The sequence below is a fragment of the Paenibacillus sp. FSL R5-0887 genome (assembly GCF_038002305.1).
GTDB classification, from domain to species: Bacteria; Bacillota; Bacilli; order Paenibacillales; family Paenibacillaceae; genus Paenibacillus_AQ; species Paenibacillus_AQ odorifer.
On the sequence record NZ_JBBOCE010000002.1, the window covers coordinates 1469644 to 1488842 of the forward strand.

The 19199-nt window shown below is 45.4% G+C and carries 18 protein-coding genes; 4 read left to right on the forward strand and 14 right to left on the reverse strand.

All coding sequences use genetic code 11. The annotated features are described in order from the left end of the window. Positions 1–20: 20 nt before the first annotated feature. Together lepB and MKY14_RS24410 are read right to left on the reverse strand one after the other, a co-directional pair. Positions 21–629 carry a signal peptidase I gene (gene lepB, locus MKY14_RS24405; protein WP_076101394.1) on the reverse strand — a complete coding sequence of 203 codons (609 nt, stop codon included), beginning with the start codon at positions 627–629 and terminating at the stop codon, positions 21–23. A 190-nt stretch (positions 630–819) separates the two neighbouring features. Then, positions 820–1239 carry a GNAT family N-acetyltransferase gene (locus MKY14_RS24410; RefSeq protein WP_036676822.1) on the reverse strand — a complete coding sequence of 140 codons (420 nt, stop codon included), beginning with the start codon at positions 1237–1239 and terminating at the stop codon, positions 820–822. Between the two features lie 482 nt (positions 1240–1721). Here MKY14_RS24410 and MKY14_RS24415 point away from each other — a divergent pair, with 482 nt between their 5' ends. Beyond that, complete coding sequence (locus MKY14_RS24415; RefSeq protein ID WP_036676820.1) at positions 1722–2330, forward strand: superoxide dismutase; 609 nt, start codon at positions 1722–1724, stop codon at positions 2328–2330. 709 nt (positions 2331–3039) lie between these two features. Here the strand turns inward: MKY14_RS24415 and mutY are convergent. Together mutY and acpS are read right to left on the reverse strand one after the other, a co-directional pair. Next, complete coding sequence (gene mutY, locus MKY14_RS24420; protein WP_339189413.1) at positions 3040–4323, reverse strand: A/G-specific adenine glycosylase; 1284 nt, start codon at positions 4321–4323, stop codon at positions 3040–3042. Positions 4324–4360: 37 nt separating this feature from the next. Beyond that, complete coding sequence (acpS, locus tag MKY14_RS24425; protein ID WP_076124398.1) at positions 4361–4759, reverse strand: holo-ACP synthase; 399 nt, start codon at positions 4757–4759, stop codon at positions 4361–4363. Positions 4760–4968: 209 nt separating this feature from the next. Between acpS and MKY14_RS24430 the strand changes: the two genes are divergently transcribed. Next, positions 4969–5796, forward strand: coding sequence for an alpha/beta hydrolase (locus tag MKY14_RS24430; protein WP_076124399.1), 828 nt, complete (start codon positions 4969–4971; stop codon positions 5794–5796). A gap of 95 nt (positions 5797–5891) precedes the next feature. On the opposite strand, the gene nadE is transcribed toward MKY14_RS24430, so the two are convergent. From nadE to MKY14_RS24445, 3 genes are all read right to left on the reverse strand, one after another. Beyond that, complete coding sequence (nadE, locus tag MKY14_RS24435; RefSeq protein WP_076124401.1) at positions 5892–6701, reverse strand: ammonia-dependent NAD(+) synthetase; 810 nt, start codon at positions 6699–6701, stop codon at positions 5892–5894. Between the two features lie 168 nt (positions 6702–6869). Further along, positions 6870–7304 carry a BrxA/BrxB family bacilliredoxin gene (locus MKY14_RS24440; RefSeq protein ID WP_036676813.1) on the reverse strand — a complete coding sequence of 145 codons (435 nt, stop codon included), beginning with the start codon at positions 7302–7304 and terminating at the stop codon, positions 6870–6872. 120 nt (positions 7305–7424) lie between these two features. Next, positions 7425–8927 carry a two-component system sensor histidine kinase NtrB gene (locus tag MKY14_RS24445; RefSeq protein WP_340393287.1) on the reverse strand — a complete coding sequence of 501 codons (1503 nt, stop codon included), beginning with the start codon at positions 8925–8927 and terminating at the stop codon, positions 7425–7427. 394 nt (positions 8928–9321) lie between these two features. Between MKY14_RS24445 and MKY14_RS24450 the strand changes: the two genes are divergently transcribed. Beyond that, complete coding sequence (locus tag MKY14_RS24450) at positions 9322–10590, forward strand: BaiN/RdsA family NAD(P)/FAD-dependent oxidoreductase (protein ID WP_340393286.1); 1269 nt, start codon at positions 9322–9324, stop codon at positions 10588–10590. 449 nt (positions 10591–11039) lie between these two features. On the opposite strand, the gene MKY14_RS24455 is transcribed toward MKY14_RS24450, so the two are convergent. The 3 genes from MKY14_RS24455 to MKY14_RS24465 all read right to left on the reverse strand — a co-directional run bounded on the left by MKY14_RS24455 (position 11040) and on the right by MKY14_RS24465 (position 14540). Further along, complete coding sequence (locus tag MKY14_RS24455; protein ID WP_175618991.1) at positions 11040–12317, reverse strand: ABC transporter permease; 1278 nt, start codon at positions 12315–12317, stop codon at positions 11040–11042. After that, positions 12296–13036 carry an ABC transporter ATP-binding protein gene (locus MKY14_RS24460; RefSeq protein WP_036676805.1) on the reverse strand — a complete coding sequence of 247 codons (741 nt, stop codon included), beginning with the start codon at positions 13034–13036 and terminating at the stop codon, positions 12296–12298. Before MKY14_RS24460 ends, MKY14_RS24455 begins: the two co-directional genes overlap by 22 nt. Positions 13037–13196: 160 nt before the next feature. Continuing rightward, positions 13197–14540 (reverse strand): MFS transporter, encoded by a 1344-nt coding sequence (locus MKY14_RS24465; protein WP_340977545.1) that lies wholly within the window; start codon positions 14538–14540, stop codon positions 13197–13199. Positions 14541–14889: 349 nt separating this feature from the next. Here MKY14_RS24465 and MKY14_RS24470 point away from each other — a divergent pair, with 349 nt between their 5' ends. Further along, positions 14890–15357, forward strand: a complete 468-nt coding sequence (locus MKY14_RS24470) for a MarR family winged helix-turn-helix transcriptional regulator (protein ID WP_036676802.1) — start codon at positions 14890–14892, stop codon at positions 15355–15357. Between the two features lie 722 nt (positions 15358–16079). Here the strand turns inward: MKY14_RS24470 and MKY14_RS24475 are convergent. The 4 genes from MKY14_RS24475 to MKY14_RS24490 form a co-directional block, all read right to left on the reverse strand. Beyond that, the gene (locus MKY14_RS24475) at positions 16080–16376 is read right to left on the reverse strand and encodes a hypothetical protein (RefSeq protein WP_340977546.1); all 297 of its coding nucleotides are present in this window, start codon (positions 16374–16376) and stop codon (positions 16080–16082) included. 68 nt (positions 16377–16444) lie between these two features. Continuing rightward, positions 16445–17953, reverse strand: coding sequence for an MDR family MFS transporter (locus MKY14_RS24480; RefSeq protein ID WP_076124409.1), 1509 nt, complete (start codon positions 17951–17953; stop codon positions 16445–16447). 30 nt (positions 17954–17983) lie between these two features. Beyond that, positions 17984–18538 carry a GNAT family N-acetyltransferase gene (locus tag MKY14_RS24485; RefSeq protein WP_248549067.1) on the reverse strand — a complete coding sequence of 185 codons (555 nt, stop codon included), beginning with the start codon at positions 18536–18538 and terminating at the stop codon, positions 17984–17986. A gap of 185 nt (positions 18539–18723) precedes the next feature. Next, entirely contained in the window at positions 18724–19005 is a 282-nt protein-coding gene (locus tag MKY14_RS24490; RefSeq protein ID WP_036676794.1) for a hypothetical protein, read from the reverse strand. Positions 19006–19199 lie beyond the last annotated feature (194 nt).

Genomic DNA, 19199 nt, shown 5'->3' on the forward strand with positions numbered 1-19199 from the left:
TCATATCTTCGCTGACTTTCTTATAATCTATTCAGTTTTGACAGAGGCCACCATATATAATCAGCCCTGCCGACAATCATATCCTGTGAAATAGAGCCGAAGTAACGGCTGTCCTTGCTGGCTGAAGCATGACGGTTATCGCCCATTACAAAATAATTGCCACTTTCCACGGTTAACGCTGCAAAATCCGGATCTTCAATCTCAGTATCGATATAGGGCTCATTCACTATTTTTCCATTCACGTATAACTGATGATTCCGTACCTCTATGATATCTCCAGGTATGCCAATCACTCGCTTCACTAAATACTCCTTATGACTAGGTCCGGTACTTGGATCATGAAGAATGACAACATCACCATGTTTTGGATTTACGAAGAGCAATGAAATTTTATTAATGAAGAGCCTCTCACCCTCCCAGAGCGTTGGCTGCATAGACTGACCTTTAACCGTTGATATATTGAACACAAAAACATTAAGAACAGACATCACAGCAAAAACAATCACAGCTGTAAGCAGCCAATCCTTCATTTCCGAGACCAAACGACCGCCCAGGGTAGTCTTGGATCTGGAGGATCTATGTCTTTGTTTCCTATTTCTCGTGTAATCTACTTGGGGCTCCTGATTCAATATGTCACCTCTGTTCTCAATAATTGAAGTCTATACTTGCAGATATTATAACAATAAAAAAGCATATCTCCCAGCCATTAGCAATGGACTTCTGGAAAATACGCTCGAGTATGAATGAAACAGACTATATCGTCAGCTATAGTTCTTTTTTCTAGAAAATGTTTCCGCTTTCGCAGCTGAGTGATCAAAATTACCCAACAATGCTCAGCTTCCGGACAGATTTGAAGATTTGATTCTCGCTATATCCCATAGCTTCATACAATGGCAAAGCAAAAGAATTATGCTCATCGACGGCTACATAGATACCACTGACTTTACGAGCTTGAAACCTGGATTCCATAGCTGATACCAGACTTCTGCCGACTCCTCTGCGGCGATAATCAGGATGTACAGCAATCCGGAAATAACAACCGTGGTTTTTCTCAATTGTACCAATCAGTGCTCCAACAATTTCTTCTTCATCTTCCGCAACTACAATGAGATCTGAATCCCAAGAAAGCTGCCTGGAGAAAGGCTCGATAGTGTTCTCGAAACACTCTTCCGATAATGCGGTTTGCAGCAAATCAGTCACAGGGCTAACGTCGCTTAATTGAAAGGAACGAACGTGCATTCTTTAAAATCTCCCTTGTCTATGGCTTATGAATTTAACAAAAAGAAGGGGTTCCCTTAACATAGAGAAAATAAAAAAAAGCATCAAATATCGAGGAATACCTGCTTTTAAATCTATTAAAGCACACTTTTCTCGTGATATCATCATTTTTCTTTTGAAAGCGCTTAATATCAAGCGTTTACATTTCGGATGGGGTTCATTTCTTCATTAAAAGGGTATTAATAAGGATATATGTCTATAGGTTAGGGACTATTTATTTTAACATTCTAAATACAATTGTAAAACCCTTTCCCTCTCCAATTATACTTTATAAACATTTATGTTTGTTTAGTGTTGCATTATTGGTCTAGATACGGTTTAATTAAAGTATCCTATTGGGCGAAACCCTATAGTACATATTTACAATAAAGGATTTTGACGTTAGTTCGCCAGAATTCTTTATCTATAACAAAATTCTAATATAACTCAGGAGGGATTTTTCCATGGCATTTCAATTACCGGCACTTCCTTATCCGAACAACGCACTCGAACCACACATCGACGCATTGACGATGGAAATTCACCATGACAGACACCATAACACATATGTAACTAATCTGAATGCAGCTTTGGAAAAAGCACCTGAATTGCAAAGCAAAAGCATTGAAGAGCTTCTTACAGATCTGAACGCTGTACCTGAAGCTATCCGTACTGCTGTTCGCAACAATGGTGGCGGACACGCTAACCACACTTTGTTCTGGGAAGTTATCGGACCAAACGGCGGCGGCGCACCAACTGGCGCATTGGCTGAAGCTATCGATAAAGAACTGGGCGGATTCGAAAAATTCAAAGAAGATTTCGCAGCAGCAGCAACTACTCGTTTCGGCAGCGGCTGGGCTTGGCTAGTTGTTAAAGATGGCAAACTGGCAGTAACAAGCACACCTAACCAAGACAACCCAATCAGCGAAGGCGCTACTCCAATCCTCGGACTGGATGTATGGGAGCACGCTTACTACCTGAACTACCAAAACAAACGCCCTGATTACATCAAAGCGTTCTGGAACGTAGTAAACTGGGAAGAAGTTGGCAAACGTTACGAAAGCGCAAAATAAGAAATTCCATTTGGCTTATGCCATTTAACTAAAAAAGAAGGTATCTCAGAGCCGAATAGGCTAAGGGATACCTTCTTTGTTTAGGTTGGAGATATAGAGGGATAAAGATAAAGACAGAGATTGACTGACTGATTGACTGACTGATTGATTGAGATCCTCCCAGACACCGCATTTCACGCCGCTTGCGTCGCTTAAATGGATGCGCTGGATCGGTATAGATCAGAATAGATCGGTATAGCTGAGAATAAATCGGAATAAATCGCAATAAATCTATACTCGGCTTACGAGAATCTGCGTTTGGAGTCGCTGAGCAATAGATTAGGGAATAACTCCCTAAAATTCTGCGATATACTCCATAAACACGAGTAATTAGGGAAATACTCCCTAAAAATCATCCTTTTTGGGCATAAAACTGATATTTCCCCAATTATTAGGGAGGTTTTCCCTAAAATGATCAATTACAAGCCAATTCGACCTATTTTTAGGGAAGAATTCCCTAATTAAATTTCATTCACTCTCGTAGCCATAGAACACCAGAAGAATTTAGTTGGAACAAGACTGAACTAATCTGAGCCAAATAAACAAATATTTGCTACGAACAGACTGAAGTATACGACCCTACTTAGGCGCATACGACCCTACTTAGGTGCATACATCAAACTCAGGTTTTGTACATTTAGCACTTTAGCAACGCAACACGGCGAATCTTCTACTTCTCTAGCTTCGCCCGCTCTTCCTGCTCATCAAAATAAAGGTTCAGTAGCTTCAAAAAAACGTTAGGGAACGCATAGTTAGCCATGTCTTCGCGGCTGATCCAGCGCACAGCTCCGCCGTCCTCTGGACTAGCGGTCCCGTCCTCAAACCTCTCGATAGGCATGCTGCTGTCGATTCCTGAGAACAAGTCCGCTTCCGCGTTGTACACTGCCCGTCCTTCTGCCGCTATCGGCAGCGGAAGGGCGTCCTCTTCGCTGCAGCGGTACACCTGCAGCGTCCACACGATATGGCTGAAGATATGCTCAGCAGCCATCCAGTGCTTCTCAGGCCGGGCAGAGATCCCGGCCTCCCGCAGTGACCGGCGCAGCCGGTCCAGCGCCGCCGCTTCCGGCAGCCGCGCGCCTTTGGCGCCGCCTTCCACAGGCGGCGCCGGCCAGTGCGGCAGCTCCCACATGCGGGCTAACAGCCCGCTTTGTGGCCGCTGCCGGATGAGCACTTGGCCCGCGTGGGCACCGCGGCCCTCAATCAAAGCCGCCAGCCGTTCCTCAGGGCGCGGCGGCTTGGCCTTGGTCTTGACGGGCAGCGAGGTCTCGCAGCCCGCCAGGCGCGCGGCGCAATGCTCCATCACCGGGCAGGTTAAACAGCGCGGTGATTTAGGAGTGCATACGAGCGCCCCGAGCTCCATCAGCGCCTGATTAAAAGATGCCGCTTCCCCCTCCGGGATCAGTTCAGCTGCCAGGCGCTCCATCTTTACGCGGGTGGGTCCCTTGGCGATATCATCCTCTATCAGGAAGTATCGGGACAACACCCGCATCACATTGCCGTCGACCGCTGGCTCCGGCCGATTGAACGCAATGCTAAGGATAGCCCCTGCCGTATAAGGTCCCACTCCCTTTAAACTGAAGACAGCCTCGCGATCATTCGGCACCTGCCCGCCATACAGCTCTTTGACCTGTTTGGCCGCATGCTGTATATTGCGAGCACGAGAATAATAACCTAAGCCTTCCCAGCACTTAAGTACGTCCTCTTCTGGTGCATCGGCGAGCGACTCCACGGTAGGAAACCTTTCGATAAACCGATTGAAATACGGGATTACCGTATCCACCCTTGTCTGCTGCAGCATTATTTCAGAAATCCAAATATAATAAGGATTGCGGTGCCGACGCCAAGGCAAATCCCGTTTCTGCCCTTGATACCACTCCAGCAAATGATAGCTGAAATATTGCTTAGCCTCCCGCAGCTCCTGTTCGTCTTGAACTTGTAGATCTTGTTGTGTCATTATAACGCTCCTTGCCCTTCTATAATCAGGGTTCAATTTATGAACCTGGCCCTTCCACGACAGCAAAAGCCGAAGCCAAATCACGGCCATGTGTTATCGTAAGATGAATGGTGTACCTCTGTCCATTTGGCAGATCTAGTCTGCTCCAAGCCTCACACGATAAAGTTACCTCTGGTTTTCCTTTAGCATCAGGCAATATCTCAATATCCTGAAACCCAACTACATTGCCGATGCCACAGCCTAAAGCCTTCACAACTGCTTCCTTGGCAGCAAAACGTCCGGCTACGAACTCAGCCAACCTCCCGCTTCGCTCTTCAGCAAGTTGATATTCTTGCTCTGTTAAGACCCGCTGGTTAAATTTCTTACCCAGTCCTCTATTTATTACCTCTGAGATTCGTTCAATTTCTAACACATCATGTCCGATTCCGTAAATCAACACTTCACGCTCCTTATGGACGTGTATCCCATTTTGCTTCAATAATGGTATGATCAATCATATGAAGTATTATTAAAAGTAATAGTCCTGCAAGATTCTTTCTGCTATCTTAAAAGAAAATGCGCTCTAAGTCTAATAAGACTATTTAGCGACTTCACGATAGACTAGCTGATTTACTTCATTTTTATATATGGAGAGGGGATTACCCTATGAATCATCGTAATTTTGAAATACCTGCCGGAGACGGAGCTGTTCTCCGCTGCTCACACTTCCCAGCCCAAGGCAAAGCCAAAAGCGTTATAGTTATAGCCCATGGCTACAAAGGTTTTAAAGATTGGGGAATGTTTCCTTACATAGCCACAACTCTCAGCCAAGAGCATGAAGTAATTACTTTTAACTTCTCTCATGCTGGCATCGGGGAAGATCTGCTGCATTTCACTGAACTTGAGAAGTTCGCCCGCAACACCTATCGCCGCAGCTTGAAGGACATGGAAATCCTGTTGTCCTATCTTAGTCAACACCCGAAATTCGGCAGCCTGCCGTTATTCCTTCTCGGCCACAGTCTCGGAGGGGGAATTTGTTTGGTCTACACGCTTGATCATCCCAATGAGATCAGCGGAGTAATCTCCTGGAACGGGGTTACGAAACTCGATTTGCTGACGGAAGAACAAAAGCAGCAGATGAAGGAAACAGGAAGAACCTATGTCCTTAATGGACGTACTGGCCAACAAATGCCGCTGGATGCTGTAATTTTAGAAGACATGGAGAACAACAAAGAACGTTATAACATCCTTGAACGCATACAGAAAGCGTCCTTCCCAGTTGTCCTTATTCAAGGCAGTCAAGATGGAGTACATCTCCGCCAAGGATCTGAGCATCTCATCAAACTTCGGCCAGATATTAGCTGGGTGCAGGTTCCTGAGGGTAATCATACGTTCAACACTGTGCATCCTTTTGCTGGCACGACTCCGCAATTAGAGTTCGCGATTGCTGCGACAACTAATTTTATCGATCAGACACTTACGCTTACAGAATAATTATTCTTCTTAGTCTATCCAGCTATCCAACTCACAAAAACCGCCACGAGCTCTGCTGCTACGCAGACCCGTGGCGATTTCTAGTTCAACCTATTCTAAATCCCCGGAATAACATTACGCTTATGTGCCGTTCTCCGGTAATAGTTCTCAAGCTTCTCAGCTACTTCAGGGTTAACCTGTTTACCTTCCAGATAGTCGCTGTTATCGTCATAAGTAATGCCCAGCTCGGTTTCATCCGTCTGACCCGGCCATAAGCCCGCCGTAGGTGCTTTTGTGACAATATCCGCAGGCACACCGATATGTGCAGCCAATTGACGTACCTGACGTTTATTAAGTGTGGATAGTGGTGTAATATCTACAGCGCCATCGCCCCACTTCGTGTAGAAGCCGGTAATCGCTTCAGAAGCATGATCCGTTCCTACTACAATCAGATTGTTCTCAAAAGCGAGTGCATATTGCATAACCATACGTGTTCTGGCTTTAACATTTCCTTTGCCTTGATGCGTCATATGGCGGTGTTGGCCTATTGATTTCAGACCATGCTCAACTTCAAGGGCAATTTCATTTACCGCTTCCTCAATGTTGGTCTCCACAGTATGAGTCAGATTAAAAGCTTTGGCAACATCATAGCTGTGCTGAATATCTTCCTGAACCCCATAAGGCTGGAATACTCCAAGTGTCATATACTCTGTGCCTTTTTCTGCCGACAGCTCGTCCGTAGCCTGTTTACAAAGACCCGCGGCTACCGCACTGTCCACTCCACCACTAATGGCGATCAATAATCCTTTAGCCCCTGCGTTCAGCACGTACGACTTTAAGAAATCAACCCGTTTTCGTGCCTCAACCTCTACATCAATCGTTGGCTTCACGCCAAGATCCGCAATAATTTCTTTCTGTAAACTCACCAAACACACCTCGTTCCATCAGAAATGGTTCCATATCCATCAAAATATCCACCCAAACGAAGCTCATGCTTCTAAGCATATTCTATCCCATTATTGCTCTTATATTTTGAAAAATCCCGCATGCAGCCGATTTGCCGGCTGATGCGAGATTATATGGAATAACTGTTTTTACTGGCACAAACGATTGAAGACTTCTTTCAATTCAGCAGCAATTTCAGCAGCCGAACGATCTTCTACGCCATGACGTTCAATAAAGTGAACGAGTTCTCCATCCTTCATCAGTGCGATGGAAGGTGAGGATGGCGGATAAGGAGCAAAATATTCACGTGCTTTAGCAGTAGCTTCTTTCTCTTGACCTGCAAACACTGTGAACAAGTGATCCGGAGTGATTTCATTTTGCAAAGCCTGAGCTACACCTGGACGACATTGTCCAGCAGCACAACCACAGACCGAATTTACGACTACAAGCGATGTTCCTTTTGCGGTTGGAAGAGTTGCTTCCACCTCTTCTGGAGTCATAAGCTCCTGAAACCCGATACTTGTCAGGTCATCACGCATAGGCTGAATTGAATCTCTCATATATTGATTAAAAGACATGGACATTTCTCTGCACTCTCCTTCACATTTCAACTGTTTGTCAGATAATATTACAGCAGTACTTACTAACTTTATTATACATTCATACTCTGTGAAAGCAAGAGATGCTGTAGAGGGTGATTCAATCTACGAGCGAACCCCGCTGGGTTCCTCCTTATCCAATGGGAAGGAGATCGTAAAAACCGTGCCCTCTCCTTCTACAGACTCTACATTTATTTTACCGTTATGCCGCTCCACAATACTAAGACACAAGGATAAGCCTAGACCTGTTCCCTGAATTTTCGTCGTAAAAAAGGGTAAAAACAGCTTCTCGCGTTGACTTTCTGACATACCAACACCGCTATCGGTGACAATCAACTCCACTTTATCATGAGTACTGCGTGTCTCCAGCGTCAGCACCCCCTTGGGTCCCATAGCCTCCATACCATTACGTCCTAAATTGAGAATAAGCTGCTTGATTTCCCGGACATTTAGCTCCAATTCATGCAGTGATGGGCTCAGCTTCAGTTCCACACTTTGACCGCGAAGATTAGCATCAGCCCACAGCAATGGACTAACTTCTTCTATAATATGGTGCAGCAGCACCTTCTCTTTATCAGAAACCCGGCTCTGTGCCAAGGATAAAAAATCATTAATAATACTATTAGCGCGGTCCAGCTCTTCCATCACAATCTGATAATAAGAATCCAATTCTTGAGCACTCTTTTCTCTCATCAGCTGCAAAAAACCCCGAACTACCGCCATAGGATTACGAATCTCATGGGTAATTCCAGCAGCCATCTGCCCGACCAAGCTCAAACGTTCCACATGATCCAGCTCTACACGTAGTTTTTCCTCATTGGTCATATCCTGCACAATAATTACAGCACCACTTGTTACCCCTGAGCTCTTATGCATTAACGGCGCTGAATAAATCTGATAGATGCGCGACTCATGAATCATTTTTTCACTGGAACGCCGTTTAGAGCGGATATTATCACTTACCCGCATATATGCCTGTGTATCCACTGAGCTGTGAAAAAACTTTTTTACCGGTTCGTCAATAATATCCTCTTTTCGCAAATTGGGATAATGAGCCCGCATCATTCCTAACATACAATCATTAAGATCAGTTACAACTCCGTGTTCATCCAGAGACATAATACTTAGAGGAACTACATTGGTAATCTGCTGCAGCTTCTCGGACTCCCACTGGAAACTTTCACTGATATTCTCCATCTGTACTTTATCCTGCAATCTACTTCTAACCATCTCAACATAATATACAAAAATACCACCTAAAGCGATGGTGAAAAACAGATATACCGTAATCAGAAATGCTTGCACGGAATTTGATTCATATATATTTTCCCCGCCTATAATCGGGACTAACGCAATAAATAGCATGCTTGGACAAAGAATCATCCATAACATACCGATCTTCTCAACTACTGTACCTTTCTTAAAAGGTTTGGCCAGTCCAAACAGTAGCGGATATAATAAAACCCCTGAATTCAATATCACGTTACTGATTCCTGTAGGCTCCGCAATGATTACATTGCAGATAAGCAAGAAAATGGACAGCAAAATGCCCGAACGGGTAGTTCCATATAAAATACCAATATACGCAGGGATTAATCCTAAATTCAAATAGGCTACACCAAACAGAGTTGTCGAAAGAAGAGAGCACAGGATAAGACTAAACGTACACGCCAAAATTAAAAAGGTCTGATCATTTGGGAGCTTCCCCTTTTTCCGAGTCACAAATCTACGGTCCACCCACCATTGAAAAAGAAAAAGAAAGGAGCATGCTGCCGATATTTGCAATAAGATATCCTTAACCGCACCAATAATTACAATCACACCCCAAAATGGACAAATTACCCTACATGCTTAGATTAAAGCACAGGATTACTCTCCTGACAACGATAATCACCTAATGATTGGACAAGACTGGTTACATGTGAATCAGAATGGTATGATTCCGTTAGGAATACCCGCGGAAATCGCTTCCGTGTCTTAACATGTAAAGGAGTAAAATTTCATGAGCAATTACGATGTGATCGTCATTGGAGGCGGCCCTTCGGGTCTAATGGCAAGCGTGGCCGCTGCAGAACACGGGGCATCCGTTCTGCTAATCGACAAGGGAGCAAAACTAGGCCGAAAGCTCGGAATATCTGGTGGCGGACGCTGCAATGTTACCAACGTCAAGGAAAGAGACGAGCTAATCGCCCATATTCCAGGAAACGGGCGTTTTTTGTATAGTGCCTTCGACCATTTTAATAACCAGGATATCATCGCCTTTTTTGAAGGTTTAGGCATTGCATTAAAAGAAGAAGATAACGGGCGGATGTTTCCCGTTTCCGATAAGGCCTCTAGTGTCGTATCTGCCTTAATTAGCAAAGTACGGAGTCTAGGCGTGCAGATTATGACCGACAGTCCCGTCTCAAGAATAATCTATAACGAAGGGGCTGTTAAGGGAGTCCAGCTGAGCTCGGGCAAGACGATCGCCTGCACTGCTGTTATCATCGCCACCGGAGGCAAGTCAGTTCCACAGACCGGCTCCACTGGAGATGGTTACCCTTGGGCAGAAGCCGCAGGGCACACGATCACCGAGCTGTTTCCGACAGAGGTGCCGATTCTTTCACGGGAAGAATGGATTAAGTCAGGCGAGCTGCAAGGCCTGTCGCTACGTGATGTAGCCCTCACTGTGTGGAATCCTAAAGGAAAGAAGGTCATCTCTCATCGAGGAGATATGATATTCACCCATTTTGGATTATCAGGGCCCATTGCACTGCGGTGCAGCCAATTTCTGAGACAAGTCCAACGTAAATCCGGCACAGATACGGTGGAGATGTCCATTGATCTCTTCCCTGATCTGAACACACAGGAAGTAGAATCAATGTTGCAGGATAAGCTGGATCAGGAACCTAAGAAAGCGATCCGCAATTCGCTGAAAGGACTGTTGCCAGAACGTCTCATCCCCCTCTTGCTGACTAAAGCTGACTTAGATGGGGATACAACTGGCTATCATGTCTCCAAGAATGGGTTGCTTCTATTGGCTGGGATTTTAAAACGCATGCCGGTTTATGTGCATGGCACCCGTTCCCTATCCGAGGCCTTTGTTACCGGCGGCGGGGTAAACCTGAAGGAGATCGATCCCAAAAGAATGGAATCGAAGCTTATGCCGGGGTTATTCTTCTGCGGCGAGGTACTCGATATCCATGGCTATACAGGAGGCTACAATATAACAGCGGCCTTCTCAACAGGATATACAGCAGGCAAGCACGCTGCTGACATTCGACTGGGATAATCTCTAATGCAACGTGAATATCCTCCAAGCAGCTTACTACTTTGAAAATGGCGGTCTGCGCGATTCTCTCATTAATTGGAGAATCGCTCCTCTGTTTTGGGTTCCTCAGCTGCTATGTGGAGCGTCTGTCCTAATCAGCTACTGCGGCTTCGGACCCAGATGACGTTATTTGCGAATTTATCACCTTATGGGCAGTGTTTCGGACTCCAACGACGCTATTCATTATAACGAGACTCATATAGGGTGTTTTTCATGGCAATAGCAACTATGGAGTCCGTTAGCATCCCAAAAGTGGAAAAATAGTATGTTTAGGGGCAGCTGTGTCCGATAGGCTAGCTAGGTACCTCATACGTACGTGCGTGCAATAGATCGAATCAAGACAAAAAAAGAAGAGTGCCCCAGCAGCCTTTTCACGGCTTATGAGGCACTCTTCCGTTCTATTTATATCTTTATTTCGCTAAGCGAAATGTTCCAAATATTCTAGAGCTAAACAGTGCAACGATATAACCTAGCGGGATGAACAGGATAATCCCAAACCATCCATATAAGGAAATACAGATCAGCGCAGAACAAATGATTGAAAAAGGAAGCAGTAAGATAGGGACCGCACGCAGCCCCGCTTCGGCTTTTTGTTCCTTTGTAAACGGCAGAATTCCGATGTAATCATCTCCCACGAATAACGACCAGAACGACAACAGCCAATTGGTCATGAGAGAAACTAAAACTATAAAGCCCAGCCATTTGAACCCTGATGGAATGATAAATATCGCTAGAAGGGACACAGCAGTAAACGATAAGTAGAGCTTTAAATGAGCAGGATTCCGTACAAGGGCCTTAATCGCTGCCGCAGAGAAACGACTCTCGGCAGTTTTTGATTTTAGCAAAGGCTGTGATTTCCGGAAAATCCACGGCTTATGGCGGGTCGGACGTGGCTTATCCAGTACACCGCGGAGTAATAGGGCCGCTATTTTCATCCGCTGCTTATAATCTTCACGCACATCGTTCATGAATGTCCCACGCATCACTATACGCCGCTGAAGAGCGATTACCGCTACGACTGCAAAGAGTGCTGCGATCAGCAGCATAAAAACTGGACTGTTGTTCCAAAACGCAGCTGCACGGAAATAGATTCCACAAGGAACGGAGATGGCCAGAATCAGCCACAGCCAGCGCCGCCAGCCTTGCTTTTGTACTTTTACAATATGCCCCAGTAATTTAATGCACCAGCTACATGCCAGAGTCAGAGCGAACAGCGCCCATACCTCTGATGACAGCATTCCATATCCCCGAACCAGAAAAGGTAATAACAGCACAAAAGCTACACAGAACTTCAACGATGTTACGATCAGGCTGTACAGCAACCCGCGAAACATAATCGTATTTATCCATCGCTGCCGTTGTCTTAGAAATAATAGATCGCCTTCCTGCAATAATAGCACCAGTCCCCCTCTACAGAGCAGGAGCACTAATAATGAAGGAATGAGCATAAACGGCAAATCTCCACTCCAAGCTGGCAATGCCTCGTTCCAGAACCCGTAATATAACCGTCCTCCCAGAAATCCCCCGGGAATCAGTATATATAACAGCACAGTCCAATCGGCAGCCGTACGGATAATAGCAGATTGCTCACGCCAATGAGAAAATAATCGCCGCCAGAATAGCTTTTTGGAGGTAGGAAAAGCAAACCCTCGCTGCTTCTGCTTACTCATGTCAGTTCGTCGAAGCAATCAAACAACGACGCCTCCGGCAACCCAGCATAATCACGTATATCTTCGAGCGTTCCAGCAGCGGCAACCCTGCCACCCGAGATCAGCACAAAATCATCGCAAATTTTCTCAGCAGTATCCAATACATGCGTAGACATTAATACACCAGCTCCGCGCTGCCGCTCCGCTTCCAGCAGTCGCAGGAAATCTTTAGTGGCCCGAGGATCCAAGCCGATAAAAGGCTCGTCCACAATATAAACATCCGGCTGCACCAAAAAGCCAAGCATCAGCATCATTTTCTGTTTCATACCCTTAGAGAAACCAGCTGGAAGATCATCACGGACATGATTCATGCCGAACTGCTTCAGTAACCTCTCCGCCGTTTCTTGAAACTGCTCATATTTTAGTCCATAAGCAGCAGCAGCCAAATCTAAGTGCTCCCATAAGGTCAGGTCCTCATAAAACACCGGCTGCTCCGGTACATAAGCATAGGATTTATTAACTCCATTAAAGGAGACCTTAGCTTTGGTATTCTTAAGCAAACCGAGCAGTGTTTTGATTGTAGTACTTTTTCCCGCACCGTTTGGTCCGATCAGTCCGAGCAGCTGTCCACGCCGCACCTGAAATGAAATATCGAATATGCACGGGGCACCTGCTTCATAGCCTGCTTCATCGATCTCAACATCGAGTACAATCTCTTCGTCGCTCTCGGTATCCCCTGTTATTTCTACATTCTCCATATTCGCCAACTCCTAAATATTTCTAATGAATATTATTATCGAAATTCCAATCCAGAAAGATAGCTTCTCTAATCGTACTATATATACTTTCTCCAAGGAAGCAAACTGATTTTTTCACAGCTCAGAGAACTACTCTCCTATTTAAAAAAGAAACCTCCCATTAAAGAGAGGTCTGTCCCAGAAGCTCTAGGTTATTTGTTGCTGAAATTTCTTCTTCACGTTTAATTGCCGCTTCATCTCTACGCTCGATTTTACCACGCAGCATTAACAGTAACACTCCGAGCAGGGCTGTAAGCAAACCAGAGAGAATGAAAGCCGGGACAGGTCCTGACGCTGTAACTAAAGCCCCACCGGCTACAGGTCCCAAGATAACAGCCGCACTTGTTAGACTGCCTATAGTTCCAAATACACGGCCCGTGTATTCCGCAGGGGTCCGCTGTTGCAGCATAGAATTGAAGGGAATGAACGCAAGGCCTGCTCCCACACCAGCAAACATAAAAGAACCAAATAAAGCGATGTTCATCCATAATCCGGCCTGACCGTGGTCAGTTACAATTCCTGCACTTGAGAAAACAACCCCCATAATTACAGCTCCCAATCCCATAAAGACGAGCGTATGTTTACCACTGCCTATACGGCTTACAAGCAGGGCTGACAGTAAGGTGCCAAGGCCACTGGCTGCCACACACCAACCCAGCAGATCACCGTTCACACCCGGAATTTCCCGGAATAACGTTACAATCTGCGAATCACCAATTTGCAGCATTAGCAGCACTAGCACCAGCATAGCAATCCCGCAAAGTACTACAGGCATTCCCACGATCACCTGCAGACCCGCCGACATTTCTTGGCGAAAAGACTTCCGAGCACCATTCTCCCCTGTGCTATCCTCTGCTGCATCTTTCTTCAGTGCAGCCGCACGCGGCAGTCCTATTAAGATGACCGCCGATAAAATGAAGGTAGCCGAGTCAATCACATAACAAGCGGCAATACCAAATGCGGCAACCAGAAGTCCACCTAGAGCAGGACCTACAATTTTGGTTATTTGTTCGATAGATGAGCTAAGCGCCATGGCTTTATCCATCTGGGCCGCAGGGACAAGCTCCTTGAGCTTTCCGCTTTTGGCTGGTGAAAAGAGTACATCCATGATCCCTTTAGCCACCAGCAGGACATATACCTGCCAGAGAGAACCTGCAAATACCAAACAAACAACGATTCCGGCACGAGCTAGATCCGAACCAATCATCAGCGCCTTGCGGTTAAAACGATCACTTAAATAACCTGCAAACGGCCCTCCTAAGAGCAACGGCACAGCCATACATAAAGATATAGCCGTAATTTCCCACGGTGTCGCATTCCATTTAAAACCTACCATTGTCAGTAGCGCTAGGATATGCAACCAGTCTCCCACATTCGATACAAGCTGTGCGGCAATAAGCAGCATAAAGGGCTTATTCGCCGTCAGCTTTCCTTCTTTTGAATCATGAGCCAGCTGTTCCTCCATCTTACTTCACTCCCCGTTACTATTTCTCGATGAAGTAATAGTAAAATATTGGAGAACATCAATCATCCGTCTGGAGGCGTAAATAGCGCTTGAACCTAAGGCTGAAATTCTTATCCTTTCAAAGACTGAAATCAAAAAAACCTTCGTTTTTATCGTATTTAAAAAATTGTTTGATTTTTAATAATTAAAAGTGTGCTCATTGTGACAAATCACATGTTCTTCATTCGCTCTTTCACGTATTCTAAGGTTATCTCAAGGTTCGTTGCACAGGTAACCCGTGCACTAATGACTATTGATTGCAAACTGTGCGATGAGTTCACACATGATTAACGATAGAGGGTGGAGAAGCATGATACAATCTTACGAACGTGATACGCAATTAACACTACATTTGTACCGGGTATTTGCCAAGTCTTTTAAGAGCATTAATGAACATGCTGTTACCGGCAGCAAAATTGAAGGTTTTAATCCGACTGCCTTTGCCGTTATGGAAGTGTTGTACTATAAGGGACCACAACCCATTCAACAAATTGGCGCCAAGCTGCTGCTGCAAAGCGGCAACGTTACTTACGTAATCGATAAGCTTGAGGAACGCGGCTATTTGCAGCGTAAGCCTTGTCCGAGCGACCGCCGTGTGATTTTTGCAGAGCTGACTACGGAAGGTGAACGTCTCATGAATGAGATGTATCCGAAATATTCAGAACGCCTGCATCTTGCTTTCAGCGGTCTGAATGATGATGAGAAGGAACAAATGATTGTTCTGCTCAAAAAGATGGGTCTACAAGCTGAGAAGCTATCCCCTCTTCCTCGTAAGTAAGAGTCGCTTATTTATGTGTTTTAGACAAGCTGTTATTGATTTCTGTTAATGGTAAAAAGAAAACCAATAGGCGATTCTCCGATTTATTTGAGAATCGCCTATTGGTTTTTTTGATCTGCGCCGGCTTACTTGAGCAGATGATATAAGTCCTTATGACCCCTCTGAGCAAAATTTGAGTGCCTTTTTACAGCCTCCGTTAGCCGAACATTAGTTGGGAACTGATCAGTTAGGGCAGTAAGTCGATGCCGAAGACGGACCTTGAGGTCCGCTTTTGGCAAACCTCGGATCATCATCATCCTTATTCGGCAGGACTTGCGTGCACGCTTCCGACTGGATTTGGCGTAGCACACTTCCGATTGGACTTGGCGAACACACTTCCGATTGGATGTCCCTTCTAGCTGACCGTAACTACCACTCTCAGTAAAATCCACTTTTGATATAACCCGCTATATTTTCAGCGCCCGATCTTGATGGGAACCTGAGCAGTAGCTAAAGGAATAACTGCATTCTATACAGCTATTTCGTATGCAAATCGGATTATTCTAACTTTAAGTGTATTCTGTACAATTAAAAACCAGAAAAAGTACCCCTAGGCAAGTAAATCAAGAAAATAGATGTACTAAATACAGCTATATCCATTGAAGAGTTAACGGCAGGATTATAGTTGTACAAAATACAACTAAATTTGCCTAACGATTGCTTCCACTGCTTCCATCGACGCTCTACTCTAGAGGTTGCATCAATCTGGCGTGCCACCCATCCGTTATTCCATGTGTCATTCCATGCATCACTCCGTGTGTCATTCCGTGTGTCACTCTGTGCGTCTTTCCGTGTGTCATTCCGTACGCCACTCCGTGCGTGATTCCATGTGCTACTCCGTGCGTGATTCCATGTGTCACTCCGTCCGTCATTCCATGTGCTACTCCGTCCGTTAGTCCATGTATCACTCCATGCGCTATTCCGTGCGTCATTCCATGCGTCTCTCCGTCCGCTATTCCATGTGTCAGTCCCTGCGTCATTCCATGCGCCACTCCATGGAGTTAATTCGTATGGTTCAACCACTTTAACACGCTATCTACCTAATAAGTTATGCCTTTTTCAAGGACGATGAAGCATCCTCTACTGAAGGTACACCCTTGCGCAAACCCCAGGAAATTATCAGCGACAAAACAGCGAAAACTGCCATTACGATAAATAATGAATGAAGACCACCTTCAAGGGCATCACGCAGACTGTTTGATACTTCCCCAGACAGGTTGGTTCCTGCATGCGATCCAAGCAGCTTATTAATATCATCTCCTGAGATGTTTGAATCTGGTTGTTTTCTTAACAGCTTATCAATATTCAAGTTCAGCCAGGAACCAAAAATAGCCACCCCAACAGTCTGTCCTAAAGAACGCGTGAACGCATTAAGCGCTGTAGATGCTCCCCGTTGCTCATACGCAACAGAGGACTGCGCGATAATCGTAAAGACTGTAGAAGAATACCCAAAGCCAACTCCACAGACCAGCATCAAGCATAAGAGCAGCAGCTGTGAAGACTCTCCTGTTAAGAAAGCCAGACCAATAGCCCCGGCAGCGATCATAATCAATCCAAGCATTGCGGTTCGACGCGAACCTGCTTTTAGAATCATCCGCCCTCCGGCGATCGAACCAAACATCCAGCCTACCGACATCGGCGCCAGTAGCAAACCTGAGATGGCGGCGCTTTTTCCGGATACACCCTGCACCCATAATGGCACATACGTAGAAAGCCCAATAATTAATGTGCTTACCAGCAGGTTAGCGCCTGTAGATACTGCGATATTGCGGTTCGAGAATAGACCCAGCGGCAACATAGGTTCAGGAGCACGACGCTCCACAAAGAAAAATAAGACTAGCAGGATAACAGCCACACTTAGAGTTGCGATTAGCAGTGGGGATGTCCACTCCAGATTCTGTCCTCCTGTGGAGAGACCGAAGAGTAATGCGCCCATACCAGCAGCGAACAGCAGCACACCTGCCACATCAATTTGTGCTTTCCGGCGTACCTTTTCTTCCTTCAAATAACGGGCAATAAATACCATTGCTAGTAAACCAAACGGCAGATTAAAGACAAATACCCAGCGCCAGCTTAGGTAATCTACAACATATCCTCCAAGAAGAGGGCCTACCAAAGAGGAAATCCCCCATACAGAGCTAAGTAATCCTTGTGTCTTCGCTCTCTCTTCAATACTGTAAATATCCCCGATAATGGTAAAGGTCATTGGAATGAGCGCACCCGCGCCAATCCCCTGTATTGCCCGGAACAGGATCAGCTGTTCCATACTTTGCGAAATACCGCATAATAATGAGCCTAATAAAAAAACAGCTGCCCCCCACATGAACACCGGCTTGCGTCCAAAGAGGTCACTGATTTTGCCGAAAATAGGAGTAGTAATAGCCATTGCCAGCAAATAAGAAGTGAATATCCAGCTAAGCCACTGCATTCCCTGAAATTCACCTACGATAGCTGGACCCGCTGGTCCTGTTACCGTTCCTTCAATCGCAGCCAAAAAGGTAGCTAGCAGCACCCCTATCAGTATTAATTTACGTTCTAAATCCCCTGTTGACTTCAATGTTCCAAACCCTCTCTTTATGTAATCAAATCATTGCCATTCCCCACGCAGAAGCGCATGTAGAGTCACATCCTGAAAGCCGGAAGGGGTCTGACGATATTGACGCAGTATACCTTCCTTCTGAAAGCCGAGCGTTTGAACCAGCCTCTCCGCACGATTATTATCAGGATGACACAGCGCTTCTATCCGATTCAGCCCCATCCTATTGAAGCCGAAGTTGAGCACTAAACCAAGCGCTTCTTTCATATATCCAAGCCCCCAAAAGGCAGGCGCCAGATCGCAGCCAATTTCCCCGCGGTAAGCTCCCTGTAACTGCCAATAGTTATACCCGCAGCTCCCTATAACTTCACCTCCGGGTCCTACAATACTCCAGCGTAAGCTGTCCTCTTCCTGAGCCATCTGTGATAAAAATGCAATCAGTTGCTCAGTCTCTTCGATAGAGGATAATGCTGGAGCCCCCAGCCAGCGGGTGACCTCTGGATGAGACCAGATCTGATACAATGCTGAAGCATGTTCAGTAGTCATAGCACACAGCTTCACTCTACTGCCGACCAGTGTGGGTATCACTCCATTGCAGTTATACAAGTCTCTGCCCCCCTTCAACTTATCAATTATACATCATTCAAGAGTATATCCTTAAGATAAAAGTTCTAAATTCTTTAACATTGAAAAGAACAAATTCTGCGCGTTAACGTAAAAAGACGTCTGCAGCAGGGAGCAAACACTCCCTAAATGCAGACGTCTTTTTATTAAACTTAACTACAATGATTTCATTCCGCTTCATGAATAACTTCACTGCATAACACCTGAAGTTTGGCTCGAATATCCTTGAACTCTTCAATTCCAGTCCCCGTAATACTGTACCCTTCGGTATGGGCAGTCAGAAAGTTGTCCAGTGTCAGCTTTTCCAATTCCTGTTTCACTTCGCGTTCTCCTACACGATACCCCAGATCTTCAAGTCCGAGCAGCATCTCTGAGATCGTCACATCTTTATCCCGTGCACAATAAAGCATATGAATTCCTATGAACAAGTTCTGTACATCAGCGCGCATATTCCACCTCTTCCGGCTATATAGCCTTCGGTATTTATACTAGCATTACCCTCTGACCGATCCCCGGAAACATTATTGTGGCTGTTCCGCATTTCATGGACTTCATGGAAGATTCCATATTGTTACAGATTGGTATTGTCGCTTGACGTATCATGTCTAGCTGTACTATGTTGATAATTACAGTTATGAGTTCA